This window comes from Saccharospirillum alexandrii (assembly GCF_043641555.1).
Lineage (GTDB): Bacteria > Pseudomonadota > Gammaproteobacteria > Pseudomonadales > Natronospirillaceae > Saccharospirillum > Saccharospirillum alexandrii_A.
Genome location: NZ_JBHZRJ010000001.1, coordinates 261,116 through 287,445 on the forward strand (window position 1 = coordinate 261,116; position 26,330 = coordinate 287,445).

Annotated in this window: 20 protein-coding genes; 14 read left to right on the forward strand and 6 right to left on the reverse strand. The window is 59.2% G+C overall.

The features are described 5' to 3' along the window. Positions 1–14: 14 nt before the first annotated feature. Together ACHUE7_RS01080 and ACHUE7_RS01085 are read right to left on the reverse strand one after the other, a co-directional pair. Positions 15–986, reverse strand: coding sequence for a serine/threonine protein kinase (locus ACHUE7_RS01080; RefSeq protein WP_394168317.1), 972 nt, complete (start codon positions 984–986; stop codon positions 15–17). Between the two features lie 106 nt (positions 987–1,092). Then, the gene (locus ACHUE7_RS01085) at positions 1,093–1,815 is read right to left on the reverse strand and encodes a ComF family protein (protein WP_394168318.1); all 723 of its coding nucleotides are present in this window, start codon (positions 1,813–1,815) and stop codon (positions 1,093–1,095) included. A 240-nt stretch (positions 1,816–2,055) separates the two neighbouring features. On the opposite strand from ACHUE7_RS01085, the gene ACHUE7_RS01090 reads away from it, so the two are divergent. Continuing rightward, positions 2,056–2,292, forward strand: a complete 237-nt coding sequence (locus ACHUE7_RS01090; RefSeq protein WP_127557541.1) for a hypothetical protein — start codon at positions 2,056–2,058, stop codon at positions 2,290–2,292. Between the two features lie 18 nt (positions 2,293–2,310). Continuing rightward, the gene (locus ACHUE7_RS01095) at positions 2,311–3,261 is read left to right on the forward strand and encodes a putative metalloprotease CJM1_0395 family protein (protein WP_394168319.1); all 951 of its coding nucleotides are present in this window, start codon (positions 2,311–2,313) and stop codon (positions 3,259–3,261) included. A gap of 22 nt (positions 3,262–3,283) precedes the next feature. On the opposite strand, the gene ACHUE7_RS01100 is transcribed toward ACHUE7_RS01095, so the two are convergent. Then, positions 3,284–4,039: a helix-turn-helix domain-containing protein gene (locus tag ACHUE7_RS01100; protein WP_394168320.1), complete on the reverse strand. Its 756-nt coding sequence runs from the start codon at positions 4,037–4,039 to the stop codon at positions 3,284–3,286. 205 nt (positions 4,040–4,244) lie between these two features. Between ACHUE7_RS01100 and ACHUE7_RS01105 the strand changes: the two genes are divergently transcribed. From ACHUE7_RS01105 to ACHUE7_RS01135, 7 genes are all read left to right on the forward strand, one after another. Beyond that, positions 4,245–5,237 carry a hypothetical protein gene (locus tag ACHUE7_RS01105; protein ID WP_394168321.1) on the forward strand — a complete coding sequence of 331 codons (993 nt, stop codon included), beginning with the start codon at positions 4,245–4,247 and terminating at the stop codon, positions 5,235–5,237. Between the two features lie 413 nt (positions 5,238–5,650). Further along, positions 5,651–6,787 carry a glutamine-hydrolyzing carbamoyl-phosphate synthase small subunit gene (gene carA, locus ACHUE7_RS01110; RefSeq protein ID WP_394168322.1) on the forward strand — a complete coding sequence of 379 codons (1,137 nt, stop codon included), beginning with the start codon at positions 5,651–5,653 and terminating at the stop codon, positions 6,785–6,787. 71 nt (positions 6,788–6,858) lie between these two features. Then, the gene (gene carB, locus ACHUE7_RS01115) at positions 6,859–10,086 is read left to right on the forward strand and encodes a carbamoyl-phosphate synthase large subunit (protein WP_394168323.1); all 3,228 of its coding nucleotides are present in this window, start codon (positions 6,859–6,861) and stop codon (positions 10,084–10,086) included. Between the two features lie 147 nt (positions 10,087–10,233). Continuing rightward, positions 10,234–10,710 carry a transcription elongation factor GreA gene (greA, locus tag ACHUE7_RS01120; protein ID WP_394168324.1) on the forward strand — a complete coding sequence of 159 codons (477 nt, stop codon included), beginning with the start codon at positions 10,234–10,236 and terminating at the stop codon, positions 10,708–10,710. Positions 10,711–10,844: 134 nt separating this feature from the next. Beyond that, a complete protein-coding gene (locus ACHUE7_RS01125) occupies positions 10,845–11,957 on the forward strand; it encodes a 3-oxoacyl-[acyl-carrier-protein] synthase III C-terminal domain-containing protein (protein WP_394168325.1) in 1,113 nt (370 codons plus the stop codon). 14 nt (positions 11,958–11,971) lie between these two features. After that, on the forward strand, positions 11,972–12,685 hold the full coding sequence (locus ACHUE7_RS01130; RefSeq protein WP_394168326.1) for an iron-containing redox enzyme family protein: 714 nt from the start codon (positions 11,972–11,974) through the stop codon (positions 12,683–12,685). Then, positions 12,682–13,563 (forward strand): DUF6999 family protein, encoded by an 882-nt coding sequence (locus ACHUE7_RS01135; protein ID WP_394168327.1) that lies wholly within the window; start codon positions 12,682–12,684, stop codon positions 13,561–13,563. The genes ACHUE7_RS01130 and ACHUE7_RS01135 overlap by 4 nt, the downstream gene beginning before the upstream one ends. Positions 13,564–13,578: 15 nt before the next feature. Here ACHUE7_RS01135 and ACHUE7_RS01140 read toward each other — a convergent pair whose 3' ends face one another. Further along, positions 13,579–14,439 carry a helix-turn-helix domain-containing protein gene (locus ACHUE7_RS01140; RefSeq protein WP_394168328.1) on the reverse strand — a complete coding sequence of 287 codons (861 nt, stop codon included), beginning with the start codon at positions 14,437–14,439 and terminating at the stop codon, positions 13,579–13,581. 264 nt (positions 14,440–14,703) lie between these two features. On the opposite strand from ACHUE7_RS01140, the gene ACHUE7_RS01145 reads away from it, so the two are divergent. Then, positions 14,704–15,153, forward strand: coding sequence for an NfeD family protein (locus tag ACHUE7_RS01145; RefSeq protein ID WP_348474523.1), 450 nt, complete (start codon positions 14,704–14,706; stop codon positions 15,151–15,153). A 51-nt stretch (positions 15,154–15,204) separates the two neighbouring features. Continuing rightward, positions 15,205–16,137 carry an SPFH domain-containing protein gene (locus ACHUE7_RS01150; protein WP_127557516.1) on the forward strand — a complete coding sequence of 311 codons (933 nt, stop codon included), beginning with the start codon at positions 15,205–15,207 and terminating at the stop codon, positions 16,135–16,137. 225 nt (positions 16,138–16,362) lie between these two features. Here ACHUE7_RS01150 and ACHUE7_RS01155 read toward each other — a convergent pair whose 3' ends face one another. Next, positions 16,363–17,775: a deoxyguanosinetriphosphate triphosphohydrolase gene (locus ACHUE7_RS01155; RefSeq protein ID WP_394168329.1), complete on the reverse strand. Its 1,413-nt coding sequence runs from the start codon at positions 17,773–17,775 to the stop codon at positions 16,363–16,365. A gap of 39 nt (positions 17,776–17,814) precedes the next feature. Between ACHUE7_RS01155 and radA the strand changes: the two genes are divergently transcribed. Next, on the forward strand, positions 17,815–19,200 hold the full coding sequence (gene radA, locus ACHUE7_RS01160; RefSeq protein ID WP_394168330.1) for a DNA repair protein RadA: 1,386 nt from the start codon (positions 17,815–17,817) through the stop codon (positions 19,198–19,200). A gap of 5 nt (positions 19,201–19,205) precedes the next feature. On the opposite strand, the gene ACHUE7_RS01165 is transcribed toward radA, so the two are convergent. Further along, positions 19,206–19,487: a PA4642 family protein gene (locus tag ACHUE7_RS01165; protein WP_394168331.1), complete on the reverse strand. Its 282-nt coding sequence runs from the start codon at positions 19,485–19,487 to the stop codon at positions 19,206–19,208. Between the two features lie 357 nt (positions 19,488–19,844). Between ACHUE7_RS01165 and ACHUE7_RS01170 the strand changes: the two genes are divergently transcribed. Together ACHUE7_RS01170 and ACHUE7_RS01175 are read left to right on the forward strand one after the other, a co-directional pair. Continuing rightward, a complete protein-coding gene (locus tag ACHUE7_RS01170) occupies positions 19,845–21,584 on the forward strand; it encodes an autotransporter assembly complex protein TamA (RefSeq protein WP_394168332.1) in 1,740 nt (579 codons plus the stop codon). Beyond that, on the forward strand, positions 21,584–26,263 hold the full coding sequence (locus ACHUE7_RS01175; protein ID WP_394168333.1) for a translocation/assembly module TamB domain-containing protein: 4,680 nt from the start codon (positions 21,584–21,586) through the stop codon (positions 26,261–26,263). Before ACHUE7_RS01170 ends, ACHUE7_RS01175 begins: the two co-directional genes overlap by 1 nt. The last annotated feature ends 67 nt before the right edge of the window (positions 26,264–26,330 follow it).

Consider the following 26,330-nt stretch of genomic DNA (forward strand, 5'->3'; position numbering starts at 1 on the left):
GGTTCTCATTTTTCTTATTCCTGCAATAACGCCCATTGCTCACGCAAAGCGAGCAGGTGGTCGCTCCAGAAACGCTGGCTGTCGAACCAGGAGAAGGCGCGCGGGAAAGCCGGATCGTCCCAGCGCTGGGCTATCCAGAGAGTGTGGCGGATCATGTGCACGGTACGCAGGGGCTCGAGCAGCGACAGCTCTTTTCGCGGAAAGGGCCGAAATTGCTCGTAGCCTTCTTCCAGTTCATTGATCTGCCTTGCCTGTTCCTGCTTGTCACCCGACAGCAGCTTCCAGATGTCCTGGGCTGCAGGGCCCATGACCGTGTCGTCGAGGTCGACGATCAGTAACTGGTCGTCTCGACTGAGGATGTTGCCGGCGTGAAAATCGCCGTGGATGCGAATGGAGGCAGCCTGTCGAAACAGCGGCTCGAAGCGGCGCTGAATCAGCTCGGCAATGGGGGCCAGGGTTGCCAGGTAGTTGGCGCGCAGGTCGTCGGGCAGCAGCGGGCTGTCGGCAAAGAAACGTTGTGCCTGAATAATGGGCTCGGTCAGCGAGAGGCTGGGCCGATGCTTGAAGACCGCCGTCTCGCCAACATTGTGCAGTCGGGCCAGGTGCTGGCCAATGCGGTACATCTGGTCCGGGTTGTCCAGTTCAAAGGCATGGCCGGCGCGCATTTCGAAACAGGCAAACCAGAAGCCATCGCGCAGGTGGACGATGTCGTCGCCCAGTTTCATCGCCGGGACCACCGGTATTTCAGCCTCGAACAATTGTTCGGTAAAGGTCAGTTCCTCGCGAATTTGCGCCTCGCTCCAGCGTCCTGGCCGGTAGGCTTTCAACACCACCGGTTTGGCATCTTCAATGCCCACCCGGTAGACCCGGTTTTCGTAACTGTTAAGTGGGTAAATGCGGTAATCGGACAGGGTTCCGAGCGATTCCAGCCAGTCGATGATGCGATCCTGGCTGAGGGTGTCGAACGGGTGTGAAGAGGTAGACATGATGAACCCAGGCTGAAAAGAGCGCTCATTGTAGAGTATTTGCAGCGCCTGTCATTGTTACTCTGCCTGTCATTGTTACTCTGGCCAGCGGACCTCTGGTGTGCGCTTATTGATTTCCCAGTGGTGTTCGGGCGAGCGCCCAAAGTTCGACATGAATGACCCCGGCGCGCTGCAGGGTACGGGTCAGTTCGGCGGCTGTGGCTCCGGTGGTCAGCACATCGTCGACTATGGCGACCCGTTTTGGAGGTGGTTTCAGAACACAGAAAGCATCTCTGAGAGTCTGCCGGCGTTGAATCCGGTTGAGGCCTTCCAGGGGTGGGGTTGGGTGTTGCTTGACCAGGCTGGTCCAGACCGGCAGGCCAGCCTGCCTGGCCCAAAAGTCTGACAGCCATTCTGCCTGGTTGAAGCCCCGCTTGCGGGCTTTGGCCCGATGCAGGGGAACCGGTACCAGGGCGTCAACCCCTGGGGCATGCATGCCCTGATGCTGCCACCACTGGCGTGCTAGAGCCCGGGCGCTGGCCAGATCCCGGTGGTATTTCATGCGATGAATCAGGAAACGGGTCGCCCCTTCCAGAACCCAGCCGACCGTCGCTGTCTGCCAGGGTGGGGGTCGTTGCTGGCATCGGCCGCATAGGGTGCTCAGAGTGTCGGGCGCGGCGCAGCCCGGGCAAGGGTCAGGCAAAGGCTGTAGCCAGCCGGCACACACCTCACAGAGATGGCTTTTGGCCGAGCGCTGCTCGCACAGCGGACACAGGCTGCTCATTACCTGTTCCAGCAAGGGGGTAAAGGCCGCTGTGAAAGGCCGAAGTTTGACGTGAATCCCTGGCATTCCGGGGTGCTCCCTGACCTCCGGTGGCTGTTTCCGCCCGTAAAATGGGGGCGAAGCTTCAAAGGTGTCGGCCACCTGCAGGTTATTGTGAACAGTTTTTACAAAATGTTACAGCTTGATGGGTTGGGTTGGTTAAAATGTAACCATGTTATCCGATTAAATGACCGTATCTGTTTCCTGCATCAGGGCCACGGAACGGAAGTCAGTTCGCCCCGGTCTGGGCGGGCCAGTGGAGGTGGAATGATCAGCTCAGTCATGAACGCAGGGGTTGCCGGCATTCAGGGAGGTTTGTACTCACTGAACCGCAGTGGTCAGCAGATCGCCCAGGCGAATGTGCCCCCGAGTGAAGGCGGGCCCGAGTCGATTGTGGAACCTCTGGTGAATCAGATTCAGGCGACAAATCAGGTTCAGGCTAGTGCGCGCGTGGTTGAAGCGGGCTCTGAAACCCTGGGTACCCTAATTGATATCCGGGTCTAGCGGAGCGAAGCGATAACGATGTCTACGGTCAGCGGTCTTTATCCCAACGCCATCACCCCAACGGTCAGTCCGTTCGGGGATATGGCCCAGCGCGCGCAACAGCGCCGGGATAACGACGCGGCGGTGTTTGCCCCGGTTGAAGAAGCCGAAACAACTGCACCAGGGCAGAATCGTTCAGACCGGCGCGATAACCAGCCTCAACCTGGCCAAAGCTCGCCATCCAACGTTGCCACTAGCGCCAATACAGCCTCGTCTTCCCCGTCAGAAGGCGAGATGCAGCCCTCCGGCGAAACAACACCAGCCGACGACACCAGTGCCTTTGCACGCCAGCGTGAGGAAGGCCGGGCGGCACGGCAGCAGGCTGAACAACGCCAGCTGGATCAGGATCTGGAAACCATCCGCGAGCTGGCAGCGCGCGACCGGGAGGTTCGGGCGCACGAGCAGGCGCACCAGGCCATTGGCGGTCAGTATGCCGGTGGTATGTCCCTGACGTTCGAGCGCGGGCCGGATGGCAAGCGTTATGCGGTGGCCGGTGAAGTACCGATCGATATCAGCCCGGTGCCTGGTAACCCGGAAGCCACCCTGGTCAAAGCCGAGCAGGTTCGCCGGGCGGCACTGGCACCGGCTGAACCCTCAGCGCAGGATCGGTCGGTCGCGGCCGCTGCGATGCAGCTGAAAATGGAAGCCCAGATAGACGTGCGCCAGGAACGCCGAGAAGACCTGGCACCGCAAGAGACCGAGGCTGAGGGCGATGCCGTTTCTGAGCGTAATGACAGTGCGCCAGCCATTTCAGGTGCTGAGCGTTCTGCGTCGGAAGCGAGTGGCGATGAAGACACCACTGAACGCGAAGCCGACACTGCGCGTACGGGTGCCGATCTGGCGGCGGTGACCCGCAGCTTGCTGGATGCACAATATCAGGCTCAGTCCCGGGCCGACACTCTGGGCCGCCAACTCGACTTCATGGTGTAGTTACCGGGTACAGCTGGCCGGTTCAGAATTTCTTCAGGTTGGGTCCACGTCGCATTTCCGCGAAAATACTCAGTTCCCAGGGGCGCATGGCCAATACCATGCCAGTGCCGAAGGTATCTTCCAGCGGCAGTTTGCCGTCTTCCTTGCTCAGTTCGTCAAATTCCCGGGCCAGCCGGCGAATGCTGTTTTGCAGGTGCATGTTCGACTGACGCGACAACATTCCCGCAACAAACACCAGCAACTCCCCGGATTTGGGGTCGAACTTGCAGTTGAAGAAGTCGCGCGCCACATTCTGTTCGAAAAAGCGGTATACCGGACCGTTATGAATCCAGCGGAAATCGCGTGACAGTTTGGTTTTCACCCGGTTGCCGGGCAGCAGTTCTATGATGCCGAGCCGGTCGAGCCGGGCCAGTAAGCGGGTCGCTTCGAATTCGTCGATTACATAGGTCGAGATAATGTCTTCGTATTCCCACCGGTTGACCAGCAACTGCGCCACCAGCAACAGCTTGGGGTCGGATACCAGCTCCCGTTCGTCGTCTTCACTGAGCTCATCCAGCACCATGGTGCCTTCATGCATGCGGGCCATCAGGTAGCCGAGATCGGCACCGGCCATGTCGCAGATTTCTTCCAGGCGATTCAGCGTAAAGTGGCGCTTGGAGAACATACGCTTAACGTTGGCTTCACTGAGATTGAGTTTCTCGGCAACCTCGGCGTAGGTGATTTTTCGCTCACGCAGCAGTTTCTTAAGGGTGTCGACGAGTTGTACAGTCTGAGACATGACGTCCTTGGTGAAGGTAGCGCAATATGCTACCAATAGTCGCACATCTTTCAACTTCATGTACAGCGCTTGTGGTTACCCAGAACGCGCCTACTATGGCTCTAGCACCGACATGACGGGTTGCAACAAAAAAAGTAGGCCCATTTTCCAGGCGGCAACGGACAGCGCCGTCTGCGAGCGACCGGCAGGTCTTACGGAGTGAACCATGCTGAAACTAAAAATAATGACAGGGCTGGGGCGGCTGATCAGTCGTGCCTTATTGGGCCCGGTGCATGTGCATGGCAGTGACCCGAGAGCAACCGATGTGGATGTGATACTGATGCCGCGCAGTCTGAGCCCCGCTGACGGCTGGTTGTTCTGGTCCCGCCTGAAGCGCCCGCCGCTTTTTGTGGATAATGGTCAGACGTCCAACGGCTGGGGTCGCTGGTGGCGGTTGAGTGGACGTAACCCGCGTACTGGCGGGGGCATTATGGAAGAGCGTCTTGCCGCATTTTTGAATGCGGGTCGCTGTCTGGTGATTTCCATTAATGGCGAGTCGCCCGAAGAAATAGACGACACCCAGCGACTGCTGCGTGGTCTGCACGATCATCACCGCCATTTGCGGGTGCAGGTGCTGACCTTTAATTACGATTTCCGCCACACGCTGGGCAGCCCAATTCACTGGATCTGGCGTCCCGGTGCCATTGACATGGTGGTTGAGCCGCTGCATATCCTGAAAGAGTTGCAACGTTTGCAGAAGCTGGCCTGGTCGATCAAGGGTTACCAGACACTGCCGCAATGGCCGCTGATATCCCAGTCTGGCCGGGTGCCGTCCAGCCTGTTGTTGTCCTGGCACGAGGTTCGGGCGCAGCGTCGCTGGCGCTGGCCCAAACCGGTCGCCTGGCTCTGGTTACCCGGAGCGCTGATCTCGGCCCTGTTCAATGCCGTGCCGTTGCTGGTTGCCTATGGCGTCAGTCACAGTGCCCAGCAATGGCGTATCGAGCGGCAGATTGCCTGGCTGGGGCCGCTGTATCTGATCAACCATGCCGTGATCTGGGTGTCACTGGCGGTGTTTCTCGGGCCCTGGGCCTGGTTGTATGGCATCGTGATCGCTATGGGGTTGCAGCCACTCGGGCGTCTGGCCGACGCCATTCTGCAACAGGATGAGCTCGGAGGGTCGCGTTCGGTGCGCGAACGCATGGTGAACTATTTCGATTAATCAGTCGCTGCGATGGCGACTCCAGCTTGCGGTGGCTGCCTGATTCAGGCGCAGGCAGTCAATTGCCTGGACACTGCCGGTGCTTGTTCGGTAAAATCCCCGAAATTTGGGCACGGCACCCAGATCGTTTAACGCACAAAATCAGCATACTGCTATAGTCAGGTCCAGCCGGTTGCTATTGCAAGAACCCTGTTGATGACGAACGTAAACGACAGCGTCTCAGTTTCGAAAACGCAGAATAGATTGATGGGCGAGATGAGGGTTTCTTCATCTCGCTTTTTTGCGAAAGGGGCTGGGAGAGTTGTCTGACTGGTCAGTTTAGCGGTTACCGCCCGCGAAAAAGACCAGGCCGCGCCTTGCCAATGACCCTGGTGTCATTGCCCACTCGCACTGCAAGATAGAGGAACGGATCTTTGAGTACGCCAGCCATACTCGCACTAGCTGACGGCAGTCTGTTTCGGGGGGTCAGCATTGGCGCCCCGGGAGAATCGGTCGGTGAGGTGGTGTTCAATACCGCCATGACCGGTTACCAGGAAATTCTGACAGACCCCTCCTATGCCCGCCAAATCGTTACCCTCACTTACCCGCACATCGGGAATACCGGCACCAACTCCGAAGATGAAGAATCGGATCATGTCTGGGCCGCCGGTCTCGTCATTCGCGATCTACCCCTGTTGCACAGCAACTTTCGCAGCGAGCAGTCACTGCAGGAGTACCTGTTCGACAATAACGTGGTGGCCATTGCCGACATCGACACCCGTCGCCTGACCCGTCTGTTGCGGGAGAAAGGCGCGCAAAACGGCTGCATTATGGCCGGTGATAACCTCGATGAAGACCGGGCGCTGGAACTGGCGCGCGGCTTTGCCGGCCTCAAGGGCATGGATCTGGCCAAAGAAGTCACTACCGGGGAGACGTATCAGTGGCGGGAAACCAGCTGGTCACTGAACGATGGTCACCAGGTGCGCGGCGACGATGAATTACCACTGCATGTTGTCGCCTACGATTACGGTGTGAAGCGCAACATTCTGCGCATGCTGGTCGACCGCGGTTGTCGGCTGACGGTGGTACCGGCGCAAACCCCAGCGGCCGATGTGCTGGCGCTCAAGCCCGACGGCGTGTTTTTGTCCAACGGCCCGGGCGACCCGGAGCCCTGCGACTACGCCATCACGGCCATTCGCGAGCTGCTGGAAACCGACATTCCGGTGTTCGGTATTTGCCTCGGCCATCAGTTGCTGGGCCTGGCCAGTGGCGCCAAAACGCTGAAGATGAAGTTCGGCCACCACGGTGCCAACCACCCGGTGGAAGTGATGGCAGACAAGACGGTGATGATCACCAGCCAGAACCACGGCTTCGCGATCGACGGTGATACGCTGCCAGACAACCTGGTTGCCACCCACCGCTCACTGTTCGACGGCTCATTGCAGGGTGTGCACCGCACCGACAAGGCCGCCTTCAGTTTTCAGGGGCACCCGGAAGCGAGCCCCGGGCCGCGCGATTGCGCCCCTTTGTTTGATCACTTCATCGAACTGATGCAAGCGGATCGCCGATGAACGGTTCACGCCAGACGCAAGCAAACGTCTCCCGTATTCCGTCCAGCCATCTGCTATGAGCGAAGCGAATCATGCCAAAACGTACTGACATCAAAAGCATTCTGATCCTCGGCGCTGGCCCTATTGTTATCGGCCAGGCCTGTGAATTCGACTACTCCGGCGCCCAGGCTTGCAAGGCCCTGCGTGAAGAGGGGTATCGCGTCATTCTGGTCAACTCCAACCCGGCCACTATCATGACCGACCCGGCCATGGCCGACGCCACCTACATTGAACCGGTGGTGTGGAGCGAAGTTGCCAAGATCATCGAAAAAGAACGGCCCGATGCCCTGCTGCCAACCATGGGCGGCCAGACCGCGCTGAACTGCGCGTTGGATCTGGAGCGCGAAGGGGTGCTGGAGAAATTCGGCGTCACCATGATCGGTGCCAACGCCGACACCATCGACAAGGCCGAAGACCGCGAACGGTTCGACGACGCCATGATTGCCATTGGTCTGGAAACGCCCCGTCATGGCATCGCCCGGTCGATTGAACAGGCCTGGGAAATATTCGAAGACATCGGCTTGCCATGCATCATTCGCCCCAGCTTCACCATGGGTGGCTCCGGCGGCGGCATTGCCTATAACCGCGAAGAGTTTGTCGAGATCTGCGAGCGCGGCCTCGACTTGTCGCCGACGCGTGAACTGCTGATCGACGAAAGCCTGATCGGCTGGAAAGAATACGAGATGGAAGTGGTGCGCGACAAAGCGGACAACTGCATCATCGTCTGCGCCATCGAAAACTTCGATGCCATGGGCGTGCACACGGGCGACTCCATTACCGTCGCTCCGGCCCAGACGCTGACCGACAAGGAATACCAGATCATGCGCGACGCCTCTCTGGCGGTGCTGCGTGAGATCGGTGTGGAAACCGGCGGCTCCAACGTCCAGTTCGGCGTTAACCCGGAAACCGGGCGCATGGTGGTGATCGAAATGAACCCGCGGGTCAGTCGGTCATCGGCGCTGGCATCCAAGGCGACTGGTTTCCCGATCGCCAAAATCGCCGCCAAACTGGCGGTGGGTTACACCCTCGATGAACTGCAGAACGACATTACCGGCGGGGTGACTCCGGCGTCGTTCGAGCCGAGCATCGACTATGTGGTTACCAAGATTCCACGTTTCGCGTTCGAGAAATTCCCGCAAGCCAACGACCGCCTGACCACCCAGATGAAATCGGTTGGTGAAGTCATGGCGATTGGCCGCAACTTTCAGGAATCGATGCAGAAAGCCCTGCGCGGACTCGAAGTCAGCGCCGCCGGCTTTGACAGCAAGGTCGACCTGAATACCGACGAAGCCAACGACATCATCGTGCGCGAACTGAAAGAACCCGGTGCCGAGCGTATCTGGTACATCGGCGATGCCTTCCGGGCTGATTTCAGCGTCGAAGAAGTTCACCGTCTGACTGGCGTTGACCCCTGGTATCTGGTGCAGATTGAAGACCTGATCAACGAAGAAAAAGCCCTGCAGGAATCCGGCATGAAAGACCTGGATGCCGATGCGATGCGTCGCCTCAAGCGCAAGGGTTTCTCCGATGAGCGGCTGGCTCACCTCATGGGCGTCAGCGAAAAAGAACTGCGCAAGAAGCGCTGGGCTCAGGGCGTGCGTCCGGTGTACAAGCGGGTGGATACCTGTGCGGCCGAGTTCGCCTCCAGCACCGCCTACATGTATTCCAGTTACGATGAGGAATGCGAAGCGGCACCAAGTGACCGCGATAAAATCATGGTAATCGGCGGTGGCCCGAACCGGATTGGCCAGGGCATCGAGTTCGATTATTGCTGTGTGCACGCTGCCCTGGCCGCGCGTGAAGACGGGTTCGAGACCATCATGGTCAACTGCAACCCCGAAACCGTATCGACCGATTACGACACCTCCGATCGCTTGTATTTCGAGCCGGTTACGCTCGAAGATGTGCTGGAAATCATCGATCTGGAAAAACCCAAGGGCGTGATCGTTCAGTTTGGCGGCCAGACTCCGCTGAAACTGGCGCGTGAACTCGAAGCCGCTGGCGCACCCATCATTGGCACCTCGCCAGATGCGATCGACCGGGCGGAAGACCGCGAACGTTTCCAGGTAATGATCGAAAAGCTGAACCTGCTGCAGCCGGAGAACGGCACCGCACGCAGCCTGGAGCAGGCGCTGACCATTGCCCGTCGCATCGGCTATCCGCTGGTGGTGCGACCGTCCTATGTATTGGGTGGCCGGGCAATGGAGATCGTCTATGAAGAGGCCGAGCTTGAGCGCTACATGCGTGACGCGGTGAAGGTCTCGAATGATTCGCCGGTACTGCTCGATCACTTCCTCGATTCAGCCATTGAAATCGACATCGATGCGGTCAGTGATGGTCAGCAGGTGGTCATCGGCGGCATCATGCAGCACATCGAACAGGCCGGGGTTCATTCCGGTGACTCAGCCTGCTCACTGCCGCCGTACAGTTTGCCGCAAAAAGCGCTGGATCTGATTCACCAGCAAATCACCGACATGGCGCTGGAACTGAACGTCATCGGGCTGATGAACGTGCAGATGGCCTGGCAGGATGAGCAGCTGTACATCATCGAGGTCAACCCAAGGGCCTCGCGCACGGTGCCCTTTGTGTCCAAGGCCATTGGTGTTTCCCTGGCCAAGGTGGCGGCTCAGGTGATGACCGGCAAAACGCTGGCTGAAATCGGTTTTACCACCGAGATCATCCCGCATTACTACTCGGTCAAGGAAGCGGTGCTGCCGTTCAACAAGTTCCCGGGGGTCGACCCGATCCTCAGCCCGGAAATGAAATCGACCGGCGAAGTCATGGGTACCGGCGATACGTTTGCCGAAGCCTTTGCCAAGGCGATTCTGGGTGCAGGCACCACCCTGCCGCAGAAAGGCACGGTGATCCTTTCGGTGAAAGACCGCGACAAAAAAGCCATACTCGGCGTCGCCCAATCGCTCAGCGAGCTGGGTTTCGATGTTCGCGCTACCCAGGGCACGGCGCGTTATCTCGAAGAGCACGGGGTGTCGGTGTCGGTGGTCAACAAGGTTAAGGAAGGTCGGCCGCACCTGGTGGATATGATCAAAAACCACGAAGTGGCGTTTATCATCAACACCGCAGAAGGGCGTCAGTCGATCATCGACAGTTCTGAAATTCGTCGTAGTGCATTGCAGCACAAGGTTTATTACACTACGACGATGGCAGGGGCTGAAGCGTCTGTAATGGCCATGCGCCTTGCCGAGAATACACCGGTACGTCGGCTGCAGGACTTGCACGCCACCCAAACGTCAACCGCCTGACCGGCGAGCTGGCGTTACAAGAGGGTGCTTAACGGCGCCCTTTTTTTATTCTGTTAACAACCGGACAGTCGGGTAGAGCCTACTCGCCTGTCCGCCCGAGTTCACCATACCGGCCAAGGCGGCCGGTTCATCAGGCAGGGTAACTGTATGCAACGCTATCCAATGACACTAGAGGGCGAACTGGCTCTGCAAAATGAGCTGCGCGACCTGAAGACCCATCAGCGGCCGCGGGTAATCAAGGCCATTGCCGAAGCACGCGAATACGGTGACCTGAAAGAAAATGCCGAATATCACGCGGCACGGGAACAGCAGGGGTTTATCGAAGGCCGTATTCAGGAAATCGAAATGAAGCTGGGCAATGCTCAGGTGATCAACATTCACGATATTCCGCACACCGGCAAGGTCATCTTTGGCACCACGGTCACCCTGCTGAACCTCGATACCGACAAGGGCGTCACCTACAAGATCGTCGGTGAAGACGAGGCCAACGTTAAGGTGAACAAGATATCGGTCACATCCCCCATTGCCCGCGCTCTGATCGGCAAAGAGGAAGGGGATGTTGTGGTGGTTAAAACGCCGGGTGGCGATGTGGAATACGAGATCGAACAGGTCCAGCACACCTGATCCGGCCTGTGCGACTGGACGGGACTTTTGGCACAATAGTATTCTCAATATCACTCTTTATCGAATGCTTGCTTTAAATGGTATAGTCAGGCTATCCATTAAGCCCTTAGCCCGTGAACAGGAGTACGCCAGGGATGCGATCCGCCTACATCACCGGGACCGGCACTTGCCTGCCCGGACCGGCCATCGGCAACGATGCCATGGAAACCTACATTGGTACGCTCAGCCCGGTGCACAGCCGGCTGGGCCGGGCCACCTTGCGCCACAATGGCATACAGCAGCGCCATTACGCGCGCACCGCCGAGGGGCAAACCACCCACAGCAATGCGCAACTGGCCACGGCCGCCATTCGCGCGGCGCTGCACTCGGCCCGGTGCCGGGATAACCGGCTCGATCTGCTCTGCACCGGTACCACCCAGGGCGATTTGCTGGTGCCGGGCTTCGCCAGTGCTGTTCAGGCTGAACTGGGCATCAGCAACCTGGAAGTGGCGTCGTTTCAATCGGTCTGTGCCAGCAGTTTGATGGCGCTTAAGACCGCCATGATGTCCGTGCAGACCGGTCAGTCAGATGCGGCTGCTGTCAGTGGCAGCGAGTATTCCAGTCGCTGGTTCCAACCCTCGTTTTACGCGGATGATTACCGCAATAACCCGGATCCGGGCATCGAATTCCTGCGCTATACCCTGTCCGATGGCGGTGCCGCCGTCATTGTTGAGCCCGAGCCGTTACCCGGTCGTCGCGCATTGCGCATCGACTGGATCGAACAGCGCTCCTTCGCCGACCGTTTCCCCAATTGCATGTACGCCGGGGCAGCCACCAATGGGGCAGAGGCCACGCCCTGGAGTGTGTATGCCTCGCCGAGCGAAGCGCACCAGGCCGGTGCCATCGCCCTGAAACAGGATTTCAAACTGCTCTACGAACTGTTCCCGGTCTGGATCGGCTACTACCTGGAACTGCTCGACCGGCGCCAGTTGAGCCCGAACGACATCGACGTCTTTTTACCGCACTATTCGGCCGAGTCTCTCGGGCAGGAAATGCAGCGCCTGTTGCAGGCGACTGGCGCAATGATCCCGCCAGAGCGCTGGTTCAACACCCTGAGCGAGCGTGGCAATACCGGGTCTGCATCGTTGTTTGTGATGCTGAACGACTGGCTGGACCGGGCCGACCCGCAACCCGGCCAACGCCTGCTGTGTTTTGTACCGGAAAGTGGCCGTGCACTGGCGGCGTTCATGCATCTGACCGTGGTCTGAAACGGGAGCCTACCATGACTGTAACCCAACCTACCGACACACACGTGCCCGCCGCCAATGCGCAGGTGCAGCAGGTTATGCGTCAACTGACACGTATTTGGGGTGACTTTGAAGGTCGCCTGCGCTCAGTGCCCATCATCGCCGATGCTCACGCCGGGCGGATTCGACTGTCGGACTACCGCACCCTGCTCAAAGACCACTACGCCCAGGTCATCGAGGGCAGCGGCTGGATCAGCCGGGCCGCCTCCTCGGTCAGCCGGCCCTATCTGGAGCAGCGCTCATTGTTTCTGCGACACGCGGTCACCGAACACCGGGATTATGAAATGCTGGCCCGGGATTACGCCGCCTGTGACGGAAACCCGGACGAACTCACCGATGCCCGCAAGAACCTCGGCTCAATGGCGCTCTCAGCCTGGATGTACCACCGAGCCAGTCAGCCCAACCCCTTCGACCTGCTCGGTGCCATGTTCATCATTGAAGGGTTGGGCCAGTGGTTTGCCCGCTCCTTTGCGGATGCGGTAACGCAGAGCCTGTCGCTGAGCGACGCCCAGACTGGGTTCTATCGCTACCACGCCGATCACGACCCGGACCATCTGGCCGAACTGGAAGACGTATTAGGCAGTGGCGTGCTCGATCTTCCGGGCATGGCCGACACCCTGGTGGAAACCGCAGCAGTGACTGCACGGCTGTATTTGCTGCAACTGGAAGAAGTGGGGCACTACGGATGAACTGGGATCTCGATTTTGAACATCAGCGCATCGACCCGCACGACCCCAACCCCTGGCTGGCGCTGTATCTGGATCAAAGCCTCGAGCTGCACGAACCCGCCAAACGGGCTTTGTTGCGCGGCTATAATTCCAAATCCCGCCGGTATCTGCTGCCGCTGGTCCGTCCTTTCGCCCGGCTGAGCATTATTCTGGTCAAACTGGTGCGCATGGTGCTACCCAAGCACTGGGCCTGGCCGCGTGCGCTGCACCGCACCATCTATTGGGGCCTGAAGCACTTTGTGCGGCGCGACAGCAACTACCTGATCCTGCGCCACTTTCACATCGGCACGGAAATACTGCGTTTTATCGCCGACAACGCCGGGGTCACCATCACCACGACAGACCCGCTGCGCCCGCGCACCCTGGCCGATCTGAAAGAAGACGCCTTTCTGGTGCACGACTTGAATATCTACAATTTCCTGCTGGAACTGAACAGCACATTGAAAACCGAAGGCCGGGTACTGGAACCCCCGGAACGGCTGAATTTCGACGCCATCACCGACGGCGAGTTCGAGATGGACCCGGGCAAACAGGGGCGCTTTAACGTGATCGACCTGCAGACGGCCATTGAATCCTACGTGCCCATGTACTCACTGATGCTGACCGATCACGACTTTTGGCGCGCCGCCAATTCGTTGCAGCTCGATGAGACCATCGCCATCTACCTGAGCCGCCTGTTGAATGACCCCTTGCCGGTCGGCCTGGTCAATAACCGCCACCCCATGGTGCCGGTGATCACCCTGCATTCGGGTTTCCGGTTAATGTTGCATGGTCTGGATGCCGAGCTGATGCACGCCTATCTGCGCCAGATGAAGCGCGCGCAGTTGGCAGCAGAATGAGTTTATTTCATGGAGCTAGTCAGTCAGCTCATCGGCCTGCAGCAGCTCAAAGTGGTTCAGACAATTGCGCACCAGCGCCAGTGCAGCGTCGGCCTGTGTTGGCTTAAGGCCCGATACCCAGTCGTTCAGTTGCCATAGATTGTCGCGCTGCTGGCACCGGTAATCGTACAGCCTGGAATTGATGGACATGGTGGTGGGGTCGATATTCAGCGCCGATACCATGCCGTACATACTTTGCAGACCAATGGCAGTGTTGTGCCGGGGCGATTCGTAGAGCCGGTAACTGGCCTCGCTGATGCCGATCAGACTGGCCGCTTCCGATTGCGACAAACCAATAGCCAGGCGAAAGGGCTTGAGGTTTTCGGCAACCAGACGATAGTAGTTTGGGGCATCGGGAAAGAGCGCCAGAGGTCTTTCATCGGGTGCCGCAAGGTTCGCCGGGAAGTCGGGGTTCTGGTGGCGGATCAGGGTGGTCAGGCTGTGCAATTGATCCGGGTTGGCCAGGCTGATGTAGCTGACCAGTGGCTGCCATTTCAACGCATGAATCGGGGGGAGTTCTGGCAACTGGCGCGGGTTGAGCAGGAGCCACTCGGTGGGCACGCCACAGCTGAGCGACCAGCGAATGGCCGTGTGCAGTTTGGGCAATGAATGCCCGGTCTCATAGCGCCGGAACGCCGTCAGCGACAGCGACATGCAGTGGGCTGTGGCTGATTGTGACAGGCCCAGTGCGGTGCGACGGCTGCGCAGGTTTTCACTGAAGACCTGGCCCAGCTGCTGGCTGTCGAGGGTAGGGAAGGCTTTAATAAATGCCTCGGGGGCGTCACCCAGAACGTCACGCGTCTTGCGGCGTACCTCCTTCAGTCGACTGGCATCCATGGTTGCGGACTCCTTGGTTACTACGTCCCTGGCTGGATGTAAGCGATTATTGTTCGGAGTCTAGGACCAGATACGCGGGCCGTCCAACACTGGTTGAAACCGCTTAACTGCGGATCAATTAATCGCCAGTAAAGGCGGGGGCCTGTGATGCACCGATCAGTCTGGTCGTCTCACGCCAATCAGGCATGACCAGGGCCAGAGCGATGGGGTAGACTGGCAGCCGACCAGGCCCGGCCCGGGGTCTGTAATCATAAGGAGAACACCATGAGTGCCGCCCTCGTCTGGATTATTGCCGGCATCGTACTGATACTGACAGAATTGATCGCCACCAGCATCGTGGCTGTTTTTATCGGAATCGGTGCAATCGTTACCGGGCTGCTGCTGCAAATGGGGCTGATCTCATCGGTTCCCGTGCAACTGCTGACTTTCAGCCTGGCGTCCGTACTCAGCCTGGTTCTGGCGCGCAAGCAACTGAAGCAATGGTTTCACGGCTCGACCGCCGACCGCGGTTCGTCGCAAAACAGCTTCCAGCAAGAGCTGGGTGAACGGGTAACCGTGGAACATGATTTCGATCAGGGTGCCGGCCGGGTGATTCTTAATGGCGTAGCCTGGGATGCCCTGTCGGAAGATGACCTGCGCGCGGGTGAGGTAGCCTGGGTGATTGCCAACGAAGGCATCCGCCTGACCGTCTCTCGCAACAAGTCGCACCGCTGAAACAGACTCGCGTTACGCTAACGTTTTTTAACACTCAATAAGGAAAGTAAGATGGATCTTTTTGCAGATTTTGGAACCTGGTTTGCGGGCGGTATCGCACTGGCCGTGATCATTGTCATTTTCAAGACAGCTCGGGTTGTGCCTCAAAAAAGCAACTTCGTGGTCGAGCGTCTGGGTAAGTATTCACGCACGCTGGACTCGGGTTTTCACCTGCTGATTCCGTTTATCGACAAGGTAGCCTATACCCACACTTTGAAAGAAGAAGTGATCGACGTGGCGCAGCAGGCCTGTATCACGAAGGACAACATTCAGGTTGGCATCGACGGCGTCATGTACATTCAGGTCATCGACGCACACAAAGCCAGTTACGGTGTCGATAATTATCGCAACGCAGCCAGCCAGCTGGCACAGACTACCATGCGCTCGGTCATCGGCCAGACCGATCTCGACAAGACCTTTGAAGAACGCGCCAAGATCAACGAGGAAGTCGTACGCGCGCTGGATGAAGCCGCTGCGCCCTGGGGCATCAAGGTACTGCGCTACGAAGTCTCCGACATTGAGTTGCCCAACAGCATTAAAGACGCACTGGAACAGCAAATGCGCGCCGAGCGTGAACGTCGTGCTGCCATTGCCAAGTCGGAAGGTGAACGTCAGGCGATGATCAACGTCTCCGAAGGTCAGAAACAGGAAGTCATCAACCTGTCTGAAGGTGAGAAACTCAAGCAGATCAACGAAGCGGAAGGTCGCGCCGAAGAAATTCAGCTGATCGCCACTGCTACCGCCGAAGGCCTGCGCAAAATCGCCGAAGCCATTCAGACACCGGGCGGCAAAGACGCTGTCAGCCTGCGCATCGCCGAACAGTACGTCAAAGAATTCGGCAACCTCGCCAAAACCAACAACACCCTGATCCTGCCCGCCGAACTGTCCAACGTCGGCGGCGCCGTCGCCGGCCTCGCCGAAGTCCTCAAACACGGCAAAAGTTAAGATCGTGCTGTGAGTTCGTGACGGCCACCGGGTTAGCTTATCCGGGGTCGGCGTGGACCCATCCATGGGGCCTAGATCGCAGCATCCATGCTGCGAACTTCCCCGGATAAGCTAACCCGGCAGCCGTCACTCGGCTCGGTGGTTGCCATCGAATTTGTTTTCACAAGAAGCCAGTCACCTGGGTGCCGGGAAGGAAGTAAAACCTGAACTCCCAAACTTGAGCCTCTATACAAAATGCGGCTGCGAAGGCCCGCCGATTTGTCTGGCCAGGTAACTGGCGTAATTGTCTGTCATGCCTGCGATGTGATCGATCAGCCGGTGGTAAATCTCATCCGGAGACCAGGTTGCTGACGGCGCTTCCATGCCCATTAGATCGAAAACCCGTTTGGCGCGGTAACTCAGTTGCTGGTAATCCTGCTTGTTGTGCAATTCGAAACCGGCGGTCATGAAGGCTTGTAGCAGGGTGCTGAGCACCGCGTAGGCGCCGATTTCGGTTTCGGTTTTCTGGGTATCGAGAAACACCTTGGTGTGCGCCAGGGCTTTGGCCTGGGCAATGCCGTTGCGGATGTGGTCCGGGCACTGGCTGATCAGGTCGCCGTCGAAAATGCCGTTCATGATGGCAGACTGGTGCCGTACAAAGGTATCGACCACGGCATCGACCATGATGCCGATGGTTTTGCCGCGCAGCGCGGCCAGTTGGCGATTAGGTGAAATGCCGTTGTCGCCGTCGTCGAGGTCGAGCCCGGAGCCGCCCTGAATGTTCATGAACACCTTGCTGACTTCTTCGAAGTCGATGATGTGCAGTTCTACCGCATCTTCCAGATCGATCAGGGCGTAGCAGATGTCGTCGGCCGCTTCCATCAGGTAGCTGAGCGGGTGTCGCTGGAATCGATTCGATTCCGAGGTTTGCAGGCCAAGGCTGTGGGCGAGTTTTTGCATGATCGCCAGCTCGGGTTCGAACACGCTGAACTTGCCTTTTTTGGTCGCGTGTTCGGCGGTCCAGGGGTATTTGATGCTGGCGCCGAGGGTGGGGTGGGTTAAGCGCAGGCCGCCCCGGTTCAGGTGGTATTCAACCTGGGCGATGATGCGAAAGCCCTGGGCGTTGCCTTCAAAGTGGGTCAGGTCGCGCTTGGTTGTCGCCTTGAGCGGTTCGAGCAGGTAGGCGTTTTCCGGTTGCTTGAACCAGTCCTGAATGGCGTATTCGCCGGCGTGGCCAAAGGGTGGGTTGCCGATGTCGTGTGCCAGGCAGGCGCTCTGTACAATCACACCCAGGTCATCGGGTTCGATCCAGTCGGGCAGTTGACTGCGAATGCGCTCGCCAACACGAATGCCAAGGCTGCGACCGACGCTGCCGACTTCCAGGCTGTGAATCAGCCGGTTGTGAACGTGGTCGTTCTTGGCCAGCGGGTGAACCTGGGTTTTACCGCCCAGTTTGCGAAAGGCGCTGGAGAAGACGATGCGATCGTGGTCTTTGTGAAAGTGGCTGCGCCCCACTTCTTCGGCGCCCAGTGCCTGGTGGCCGTAGCGTTCAGTGGTTAGCAGTTGTGCCCATTCCATCTGGTTATCCTGTGCGTGGTCGTTGACGGCAGATAGGGTATCATCGTCAGCCGTGCAGCGCCCAACAGCTTCATCATTCACACGCGTTATCATTCATACTGTTAGCAAAGAGGCAAAGGCTTGGCCAAATCGAAAACACAATACGTCTGTTCCGAATGCGGCGCCGATTATTCCAAATGGCAGGGCCAGTGTGGTGAATGCAAGGCCTGGAATACACTGAAGGAGTTTCGTGAAGCCACCGGTGCGGCGGCACGTCAGCCTAATTTTCAGGACGACAAGCGCACGGGCTTCAGTGGCAGTCGCAGCCAGATTCAGAAGTTATCGGATGTCAGTCTGGAAGAGCAGGCGCGCATTCCGACCGGTATGGGCGAATTCGACCGGGTGCTGGGTGGCGGGCTGGTCAGTGGCAGCGCGGTGTTGATTGGCGGGCATCCCGGGGCGGGTAAGTCGACCCTGTTGCTGCAAACCCTCTGTCATCTGGCGCGCCAGTTACCGGTGCTGTATGTCTCTGGTGAGGAGTCGGTGCAGCAGATTGCCCTGCGCGCCCAGCGCTTGAATCTGCCGATGGATGCCTTGTCGATACTGGCTGAGACCTCGGTGGCCTCCATTACCGAAACCGCTCAGGAAACCCGGCCGCGGATTCTGGTGATCGATTCCATTCAGGTGATGCATGCGCCGGATGTTGAATCGGCCCCGGGCAGTGTGTCTCAGGTGCGTGAATCGGCCGCCTGGCTGACCCGTTTTGCCAAGCAGACCGGTACCGTGCTGATTCTGGTCGGTCATGTCACCAAAGATGGCAGCCTTGCCGGGCCCAAGGTGCTGGAGCATATGATTGACGCATCTGTGATGCTGGAGAGTTCCGGCGACAGCCGCTTTCGTACCCTGCGCGCCATCAAAAACCGCTTTGGCGCCGTCAACGAGCTGGGTGTTTTCGCCATGCTCGACGTGGGCCTGAAAGAGGTGAAAAACCCGAGCTCGATTTTTCTGAACAAGAGCAGCGAGCCATCGCCCGGCTCGGTGGTGACGGTGGTTTGGGAAGGTACCCGGCCGTTGCTGATCGAACTGCAGGCGCTGGTTGATGGTACCAGCATGGGCCACCCACGGCGCATTGCCGTGGGGCTCGATACCAACCGCTTGTCGATGATACTCGCCATTCTGAACCGTCACGGTGGGGTGTTTACCGGTGATCAGGATGTGTTTCTGAACGTGGTCGGTGGTGTTCGCGTCACCGAAACCAGTGCGGATCTGGCGACGCTGCTGGCGGTGGTATCGAGTTTGCGCGACAAACCCCTGCCCAAAGACTGGGTGGTGTTCGGCGAATTGGGGTTAAACGGAGAACTGCGGCCGGTGCCTAATGGCCTGGAGCGGATTACCGAAGCGGCCAAGCATGGCTTTCGCAAAGCCATTATTCCGAAAGCCAACGCGCCGAAAAAGCCGATCGAGGGGATGACCGTAATCGGCGCGAATCGGCTGGATGAAGTGTTCAGTGCCTGGGCGGATGTGTAACCGCGTTAACCCTTCAGCAGCTCATCCCGGTAGGCTTGTGCCTGGGTGTGGTCTTGCAGGATGTCGGCGAGGGTCTGGCCTTCCAGGTTGGTGGCATTCAGGTTGCGGCCCCGCTCCCGGAACAGGGTGACAAAGCGTTCGAATGTCTCCTCGTTCATGCGAGTATAAGCCCGGTAAAGGCAGTGGAAATCCGGGTCTGTGCCATCATAAGTAGTGAAATTGAGGTAGTCTTCAAGGTGGGCTTCACCCCAGACTTCACCTTCAACCCGTTTTTTATCGCGTTTCATGAAAGGTCCTTGCTGGTTTGGCCAGGGAGCGCGCAGCGGTCGCAGTCTCTGGACTCGACATCGAGAGTGTATGGCCCGGTACGCCGGTAACCGGTCCGGCCCATCAGAGTATAAGGCATCGAAGTTTAAGGTTATAAATGATTGGCGTGAAATTACTTTTAAGAATATGGCAAGAGGGAGCCGCTATATCATCCGGCGAGAGCAGGTGCTTCAGCCGGGGTTCAGCACAGCCTGGTAGGCTGGTAGCTGTGTTTCAATGCTCAGAGTGCCGGGCGTTCTGGTTCAGGAGCTAACATTATTTCTCATCGTCGACACAACAGTCGATACAGCAGCATTCGGGCTCTGGGAGTGAGCGCATTGCTGTCGTTTGCGGCGCTGGTACCGACTCAGGCAGCTGAACTGCCCACGGTCGCGCGCAATGATATCGAGGTGTCACCGGGTAACCGGGGCCTGCGTAACGACCTGCGCGATCAATTACAGGGCTATCGGGACTCCTTGCGTTCGATTGGCCTGAACCCACGTGCCAGCCGATTGGCTCAGGGCGAACGCGAGCAGATGCGCCAGGTGCTGGAGTCTAACGGCTACTATGAAGCCGAGATCATTCATCGGGTCATTGAAGAAGCCGGAGAGACCGAAGGCGAGGTGCAGGAGCGGGTGCAATACCGCATTGATACCGGCCCGGAGTATCAGGTGCTGAGTGTTCGGGTTGAGGGCGTTGAGGTGACCTTGCCCGACACCTGGCCGCTGTCCGGCGAGGGCGAGCCTCTCGTGGCCGAGGCGATTCTGGCCGACCAGTCCGAATTGCAGACCATCATCGATAACGACAGCTGTTACTTCACCCTGAACGTCGGCCATGAGGTGCGTCTTCAGCCAGAGAATGACGGCGGTGAGGTTACCTACCAGGTCAGTGCGGCCGACCCCTCAACTCAGGGAAAGGTAACTTTTACTGGTCAGGAAGGGGTCGATGAAGCGTTTTTGCGCCGTCAGACGGCCCTGCGGGAGGGCGTTTGTTTTAGCCGCGCCAATATCGACCAGGCCATCATCAATCTTTATGAAACCCAGTTATTCGCCTCAGTCCGGCGGAATTTGAACCGCTCTGAGGATGGCTCAGTCGATGTGAGTTTTGAGCTGACCCAGCGCGAGCCCCGAACGCTCAGCGCCGGTATCGGCTGGGATACAGACCAGGGCATTGGCCTGAGGGCCGGCTGGGAGCACCGCAACCTGGCGGGGCGGGCGCAATGGCTTGAACTGGGCGCCGAATGGCAACGGGATCGCCAGAGCGGCAATATTCAGCTGACGCTGCCCGGTTTTCTGGACGCGCGCAACACCCTGGTATGGAACAACACCCTCACCCACGAAACACCGGACGACGATGAGTTCTACATCGGCGAGAGCCGGGCCACAATCGACCGGCGCGCCTCGCGCAACGATACCTACCGCTACGGCGTGGCCTACCGGCGCAGTGATGAGCGGGTCGGCGATGAATGGAATACCTTCAGCCTGATCCGGATCCCGCTGGCCTATGAATACGATTCAGTCCCCAACGACTTTAACCCCCAGAAAGGGTTGCGCTACAGCGTTGGCCTTGAGCCGGTTTGGAGTCTGAACGGTTCAAGCGACCCGTTTTACGTCGGCAACCTGGGCTGGTCCAGTTTTCGCGACCTGACCGATGAGCTGGTGCTCGCCAACCGGCTGGAGTGGACATCGCTGTGGCCCTTCAACGACTCGGCCGACCTCGACCGCATTCCCACCTCAGATCGCCTGCTGGGCGGTGGTGGCGGTTCCGCGCGGGGTTACCCCTACCGTTCTATTGGTCTTGAAGGCGGTGATGTGGGCGGTACCCATCAATGGCAGGGCAGCCTGGAGTTGCGCGGTCAGCTGAGCGAGAACTGGGGCGCAGTCCTCTTTGGCGATGCCGTCAGCATCAGCGAAGACTGGAACCCGGCCAAACAGCCCGACTGGTACTACGGCGCCGGCTTTGGCGTGCGTTATTTTACCCGTTTTGCGCCCATTCGCTTTGACCTGGGCTTCCCCATTAACGGGCGCGACAGCGATCCGGCGTTTCAGATCTACATCAGCCTCGGGCAGTCGTTCTGATGGCGATTCGACTGCGCACCGTTGCCCGTCGCGCCTGGCTCATTGCCCTGGGCACGCTTGCTGGCCTGGTTCTGATTCTAACCCTGAGTCTGGCGTTTCTACTCGGCACCGAGACCGGCCGGTTAACGCTGCTGGCGCAAGCTGAGCGCTGGTTGCCGGTGTTCGTCGGCCAGACACTGCGGATCGAGAATCCACACTGGGCGGCGCTGGATGAACTGAGCTTCGATCGCCTCACCTATCAAGTCGGCGAAGACGGCCTGAGCGTTGACGTCGTGGCCGGTAACCTGCAATGGCAGCCACAATACAGCTGGCAGCGCCGGGTCTGGATCGATGCACTGACGGCAGACCAGGTGCGCGTTGAGGTGCCCGGGGGCGCAGGCACCGAACCGGAACCGGATGCTGCCGCACCCGCCGATCCGCTTGGTCAGTTACAGGCGGTTTGGAATCGCATTCCGCCGATTCAGCTGGCACAACTGTCGATTGCCGACTTTGAACTGCACCTGCCTGGCCGGGAGCCGGTGCGCACCGCCATTGAGGCCGATGCAGAGGTCAACTGGGGCAGTTGGCCGGCGCGCCTGTCGCTGGCATTGACGGAAGGCGATGATCAGGCCGTGTCGGCATCGGTCACCGTAGATGCGGTGGATTCGCTCAGCGTCCGGGGCGATCTGAATGCCGCCGCTGACGGCTCCTGGGCAAGCTGGATTGACTGGCCGCTGGACGAACCCCTGGTCGGTGAATGGGATCTTCGCCTTAGCCAGGTCGAATCCCAGTGGCGTGCAGACATCGAAACGCTGACACTGCCCTGGCGCGAACACCGCCTGGGCATCAACGGCCAGGTCAGTTATAGCCCGGCCGATTCACGCCTGTATCTGTCGCCACTGAATGCGGATGTCGACGGTCAGACAGCGCGGCTCAGCGGCTACGTCGGGCCACGTCGGGCCGACCTCGACATCGAGGCCGATGCATTGCCGCTGGCGCTGTTGAACGATGTCATTCCGGTATCCGACCTCTCTGGCACGGTGTCCGTTGCCGGCCAATTAACCGGTGGCTGGCAGCAACCCCAGTTCGACGGCAATGCACAGCTGGAGGGACGTCTGCGCGGTGATCCGCTTAGCATTCACACGGAAAGCCGCGCTACGGCCACCGGGGTCGAGATCGACTCCGCCGAAATAAGCTGGGGTGAGGCCAATGTCGAAGCCGAAGGACAGGTGCAATGGGCTTCCCGGGAACTGGATCTGACACTGGCCTGGGAAAATCTCGATCAAAGCCGCTGGCAGCCCTGGGTAGCTGCCTGGCCGGAGGCTCTGACCCTGAATACTGGGGGCGAGGGCCGCCTGACCGGCACCTTCGACGACCCGCAGTTCAGTGGGCGTATCGAAACCGCGGGGAGCTACCAGCAGGAGCCCTTCGAATTATCAACCGACCTGAGCGCCAGCCGGGAACAGCTTGAACTGAGCGGTACCCGCCTGGCCACCGAGGCGGGCGACATCAACGCCCAGGGCCGGCTGCAGCTGGATACCCTGGCGTTGGATGCGACGACCGAACTGCTCGATATACGCTCCAGCTGGCTGCAAGTGGCCGGTGTTGATCTGCCCGTTGAACAGGACTGGGGCGTCAGCGGCCAACTGCAGTGGAGCGGCACCGCGACCGACCCGGTCGCCAGCGGCGACCTGAACCTGGAAGGCCGGTGGCAAAACCAGACACTGGCAGCGGCGTTGCAGATAGAGCGCTTCGACCTGACCCGGGTGCAACTCGGTCAGAGCCGGATACAACTGGCCGACACCGAAACAGAACTGGCCGGGGAGATTAACTGGCAGCAGCAGTCACTGGATTTGAACGCCCGGGTCGGCGCCTTGCGCCTGGCGACCCTTCGCCCCTTTCTGCCTGCCTTGCCCGACCCGCTTGCTGACCTCACCGGCAACACCACCGGCGAGGTTCAGGTATCGGGCGCCTGGCTGGAGCCGGCGGTAACGGCGGATCTGGTGTTCGAGGGTCGCTGGCTCGACCAGCCGGTCCGTGCAGCGGCCGATATATCCGCACAGAACCGTGAGCGCTGGCAGATTCGACAGGCCAGTCTCGACTGGTCGGAACTCGGTGTGTCCTTTACCGGTGAGCTGCAACCCTTTGCCCGCCAGATTGACGGTGACTATGCCATCAGCGATCTAACGCTCGACGATGTTCGCCGCCTGCCCTTTACCCTGCCTGAAACCCTGGCCTCTTTGACCGGCCGTGCCGGTGCAGAAGGCCGCATTGAAGGCGATTTAACCGCACCCAGGGTTACCGCCGAGCTGAACTTCGACGGCGAGTTCGAGGCTACGGCGCTGACGTTAACGGCCTCGGTCACCGAGTTGACGCCCGAGCAACTGACACTCGCTTCGCTGGCGCTGCAATCGGGTGACAGCGAGTTAACGGCCTCCGGTGTGATTGAGCTGTCGCCACTGACGTTCGATATCGACACCGAGCTGACCAACCTCGGCTGGGACCAGATAACGCCCTGGCTGCCAGAGAGTGACAGCCTGGCGCTGGAATCCCTGAGCGGCGAGAGCTCTGCCCGCGTCAGCGTGCAAGGTAGCTGGCCGAGCCTCGCCATTGAAGGCCAGGTTCAGTCCCGCGGTCAGTATCTGGGTGATGACTACGACCTCGACTGGCAGGGCAGCGGTACCCTGGGCGACCGGCTCATGCATCAGGCCGAGGTAACCTGGGGCGCGGCCTTGCTGCAACTGGACCTGGAAAACCAGGGCGATCAGATTGACGGCGATGCCCGTTTGTCGAGGGTGTCGTTGCAACGGCTGCGCGTCCTGGGGTTGCCCCTCAATGACGAACTCAATGGTGAAATCAACGGGCAGGCGAGTATTTCAGGTGCCATGACCGACCCTGAAGTCGATGTCGAATTGAACGCCGGCGGTGAGTGGGCCGGCTTTATGGTGAACGGCAGTGGCAACGATCGCTGGAAGCTAAATCTGGTGGCTGCCGGCAGAATGGATGACTGGCAGATCACCACCGCCTATGCAGACCTTGGCCCGGGCGGTGAGGTTCGGGTGAGCGGCAAGGGCACGCGTCGTTCAGTCGACCTGCAGGCCGAGCTGTCGGTGCCCGAAACCGAGCGTTGGCTGGGCACCAACAGCACCTGGGCTGGCAGTATCGAGGGCGTCTTGCAGGTGTCGGGAACCCCCGATGAGCCAGCGGTGTCCGCCGACCTGGAATGGGCATCGAACCGGTGGCCACTGGACGTGCAAGTAGACGTGTCAACCGACTCGGGTCGCCACCACCTGCAGGCACGGGTTCGTGAATCACAAGTGCAGCGTCTGCTGCTCGATTTGAGTACCGAGCAAACCGCACTGGCTGACTGGGCAGGCCCTCTTTACCAGAGACCCTTTACCGCCGAGGCCGAGCTGGCCTTGAATGCCACCGTGCTCGAACCGCTGCTGCGCAACCGCCCCGATCAGGATTTCACCGGCAATGTAGATGGCCGATTGTCGGTCTCTGGCACACTGGAACGTCCGGAATGGGTGGGCAGCATTCAACTCAGCGATGGCCGCTATGAAAACGCAGCGAGTGGCGCCGTGCTGGCCGACATGAGTGCTGAGCTCACGGCCAGTAATCGCACACTGCAGTTCAACTTGAACGCCAACGATACCAACGGCGGCGACGTCACTCTGGGCGGTGATGTGAACTGGCCGGAAAATCGCGACGTCTGGTGGATGCCGGAACTGGATCTGGAATTCGACGCCAACAACGCGCGCCTGGTGCGCCGTGCCGATGTTGATGCCACCATCGACGGTGCCATTACCGTCACCGGCCCCTGGCGTGATTTGCGCATCGAAGGCTTGCTCGATGTCTCACCACTGATTATCCAGCTTAATTCACTGCTGCAGAGTGGCGCTCCCACGCTCAATGTCATTCGTGATGCCGAGCAGGAAGCCGCCGAGGAAGAAGCGCGGCAACGCAGTGCCTTCGCGCCAGACGGGCAATGGGAAGTTCGGCTCCGGGCCCAGCGCCGTGCGCAAATATACGGCCAGGGCCTGGCGGCGGAACTGTCGGGTGAACTCGACATTACCGATGACCTGGCGAACCCGCAGATAGGCGGGCGCTTTCAGGTTATTCGCGGTACCTATACCGCATTCGGGAAAAACTTCGAGATTGAGCGTGGCAACATTCAAGTGCAGGGCAGTCAGTTGTTGCTGGATATTCTCGCCGTTTACGAAGGGCCCGACCTCACCGTCAACCTGAACATTCAGGGCACGCAAAGTCAGCTAAGCCTGAACCTGACATCAACCCCGTCGCTGTCGAATGATGAATTGCTGGCGCGATTACTCTTTGGTCGCAGTATTGCTGAAATGTCGGCCTTGCAAGCGGTGCAACTGGCGGCAGCACTGAACAGTCTACGCAACCCTGGCAGTGGGCTGGATGTCTTTGGCACCACCCGCGATCTGCTCGGCCTCGATGCGCTGACACTCGACAGTGGCACCAACGAGGAAGGTGAATCGGGTGTGAATGTGCAAGCGGGCAAGTACCTTAGCGACCGCATTTACCTGGAAGTGGAATCGGGAGTGGGGGCCGAACAAGGCCTGGAAGGCAGCTTGCAATTTCAACTTACGCCTCGCATCAACGCTGAACTCTATACCCGCGGGCAATTTGGTGCCGGTGGCGTTGAATTGAACTGGAAAAACGATTACTGATAGCGAGGTTTTTGTCAGGGTTATTCAGAGGTTCCAGAATAAATTCAGGCATAAAAAAGGCGGCCAA

Excerpts from the sequence above, each read along its gene's own strand:
- ACHUE7_RS01140 (WP_394168328.1), bottom strand. The coding sequence starts at position 14,439 with ATGGATGCCAGTCGACTGAAGGAGGTACGCCGCAAGACGCGTGACGTT.
- ACHUE7_RS01105 (WP_394168321.1), top strand. The coding sequence starts at position 4,245 with ATGCTGAAACTAAAAATAATGACAGGGCTGGGGCGGCTGATCAGTCGT.
- ACHUE7_RS01175 (WP_394168333.1), top strand. The coding sequence starts at position 21,584 with ATGGCGATTCGACTGCGCACCGTTGCCCGTCGCGCCTGGCTCATTGCC.
- ACHUE7_RS01090 (WP_127557541.1), top strand. The coding sequence starts at position 2,056 with ATGATCAGCTCAGTCATGAACGCAGGGGTTGCCGGCATTCAGGGAGGT.
- ACHUE7_RS01165 (WP_394168331.1), bottom strand. The coding sequence starts at position 19,487 with ATGAAACGCGATAAAAAACGGGTTGAAGGTGAAGTCTGGGGTGAAGCC.
- ACHUE7_RS01150 (WP_127557516.1), top strand. The coding sequence starts at position 15,205 with ATGGATCTTTTTGCAGATTTTGGAACCTGGTTTGCGGGCGGTATCGCA.
- greA (WP_394168324.1), top strand. The coding sequence starts at position 10,234 with ATGCAACGCTATCCAATGACACTAGAGGGCGAACTGGCTCTGCAAAAT.
- ACHUE7_RS01080 (WP_394168317.1), bottom strand. The coding sequence starts at position 986 with ATGTCTACCTCTTCACACCCGTTCGACACCCTCAGCCAGGATCGCATC.
- ACHUE7_RS01130 (WP_394168326.1), top strand. The coding sequence starts at position 11,972 with ATGACTGTAACCCAACCTACCGACACACACGTGCCCGCCGCCAATGCG.
- ACHUE7_RS01125 (WP_394168325.1), top strand. The coding sequence starts at position 10,845 with ATGCGATCCGCCTACATCACCGGGACCGGCACTTGCCTGCCCGGACCG.
- ACHUE7_RS01095 (WP_394168319.1), top strand. The coding sequence starts at position 2,311 with ATGTCTACGGTCAGCGGTCTTTATCCCAACGCCATCACCCCAACGGTC.
- ACHUE7_RS01135 (WP_394168327.1), top strand. The coding sequence starts at position 12,682 with ATGAACTGGGATCTCGATTTTGAACATCAGCGCATCGACCCGCACGAC.
- carB (WP_394168323.1), top strand. The coding sequence starts at position 6,859 with ATGCCAAAACGTACTGACATCAAAAGCATTCTGATCCTCGGCGCTGGC.
- ACHUE7_RS01085 (WP_394168318.1), bottom strand. The coding sequence starts at position 1,815 with ATGCCAGGGATTCACGTCAAACTTCGGCCTTTCACAGCGGCCTTTACC.
- ACHUE7_RS01100 (WP_394168320.1), bottom strand. The coding sequence starts at position 4,039 with ATGTCTCAGACTGTACAACTCGTCGACACCCTTAAGAAACTGCTGCGT.
- ACHUE7_RS01145 (WP_348474523.1), top strand. The coding sequence starts at position 14,704 with ATGAGTGCCGCCCTCGTCTGGATTATTGCCGGCATCGTACTGATACTG.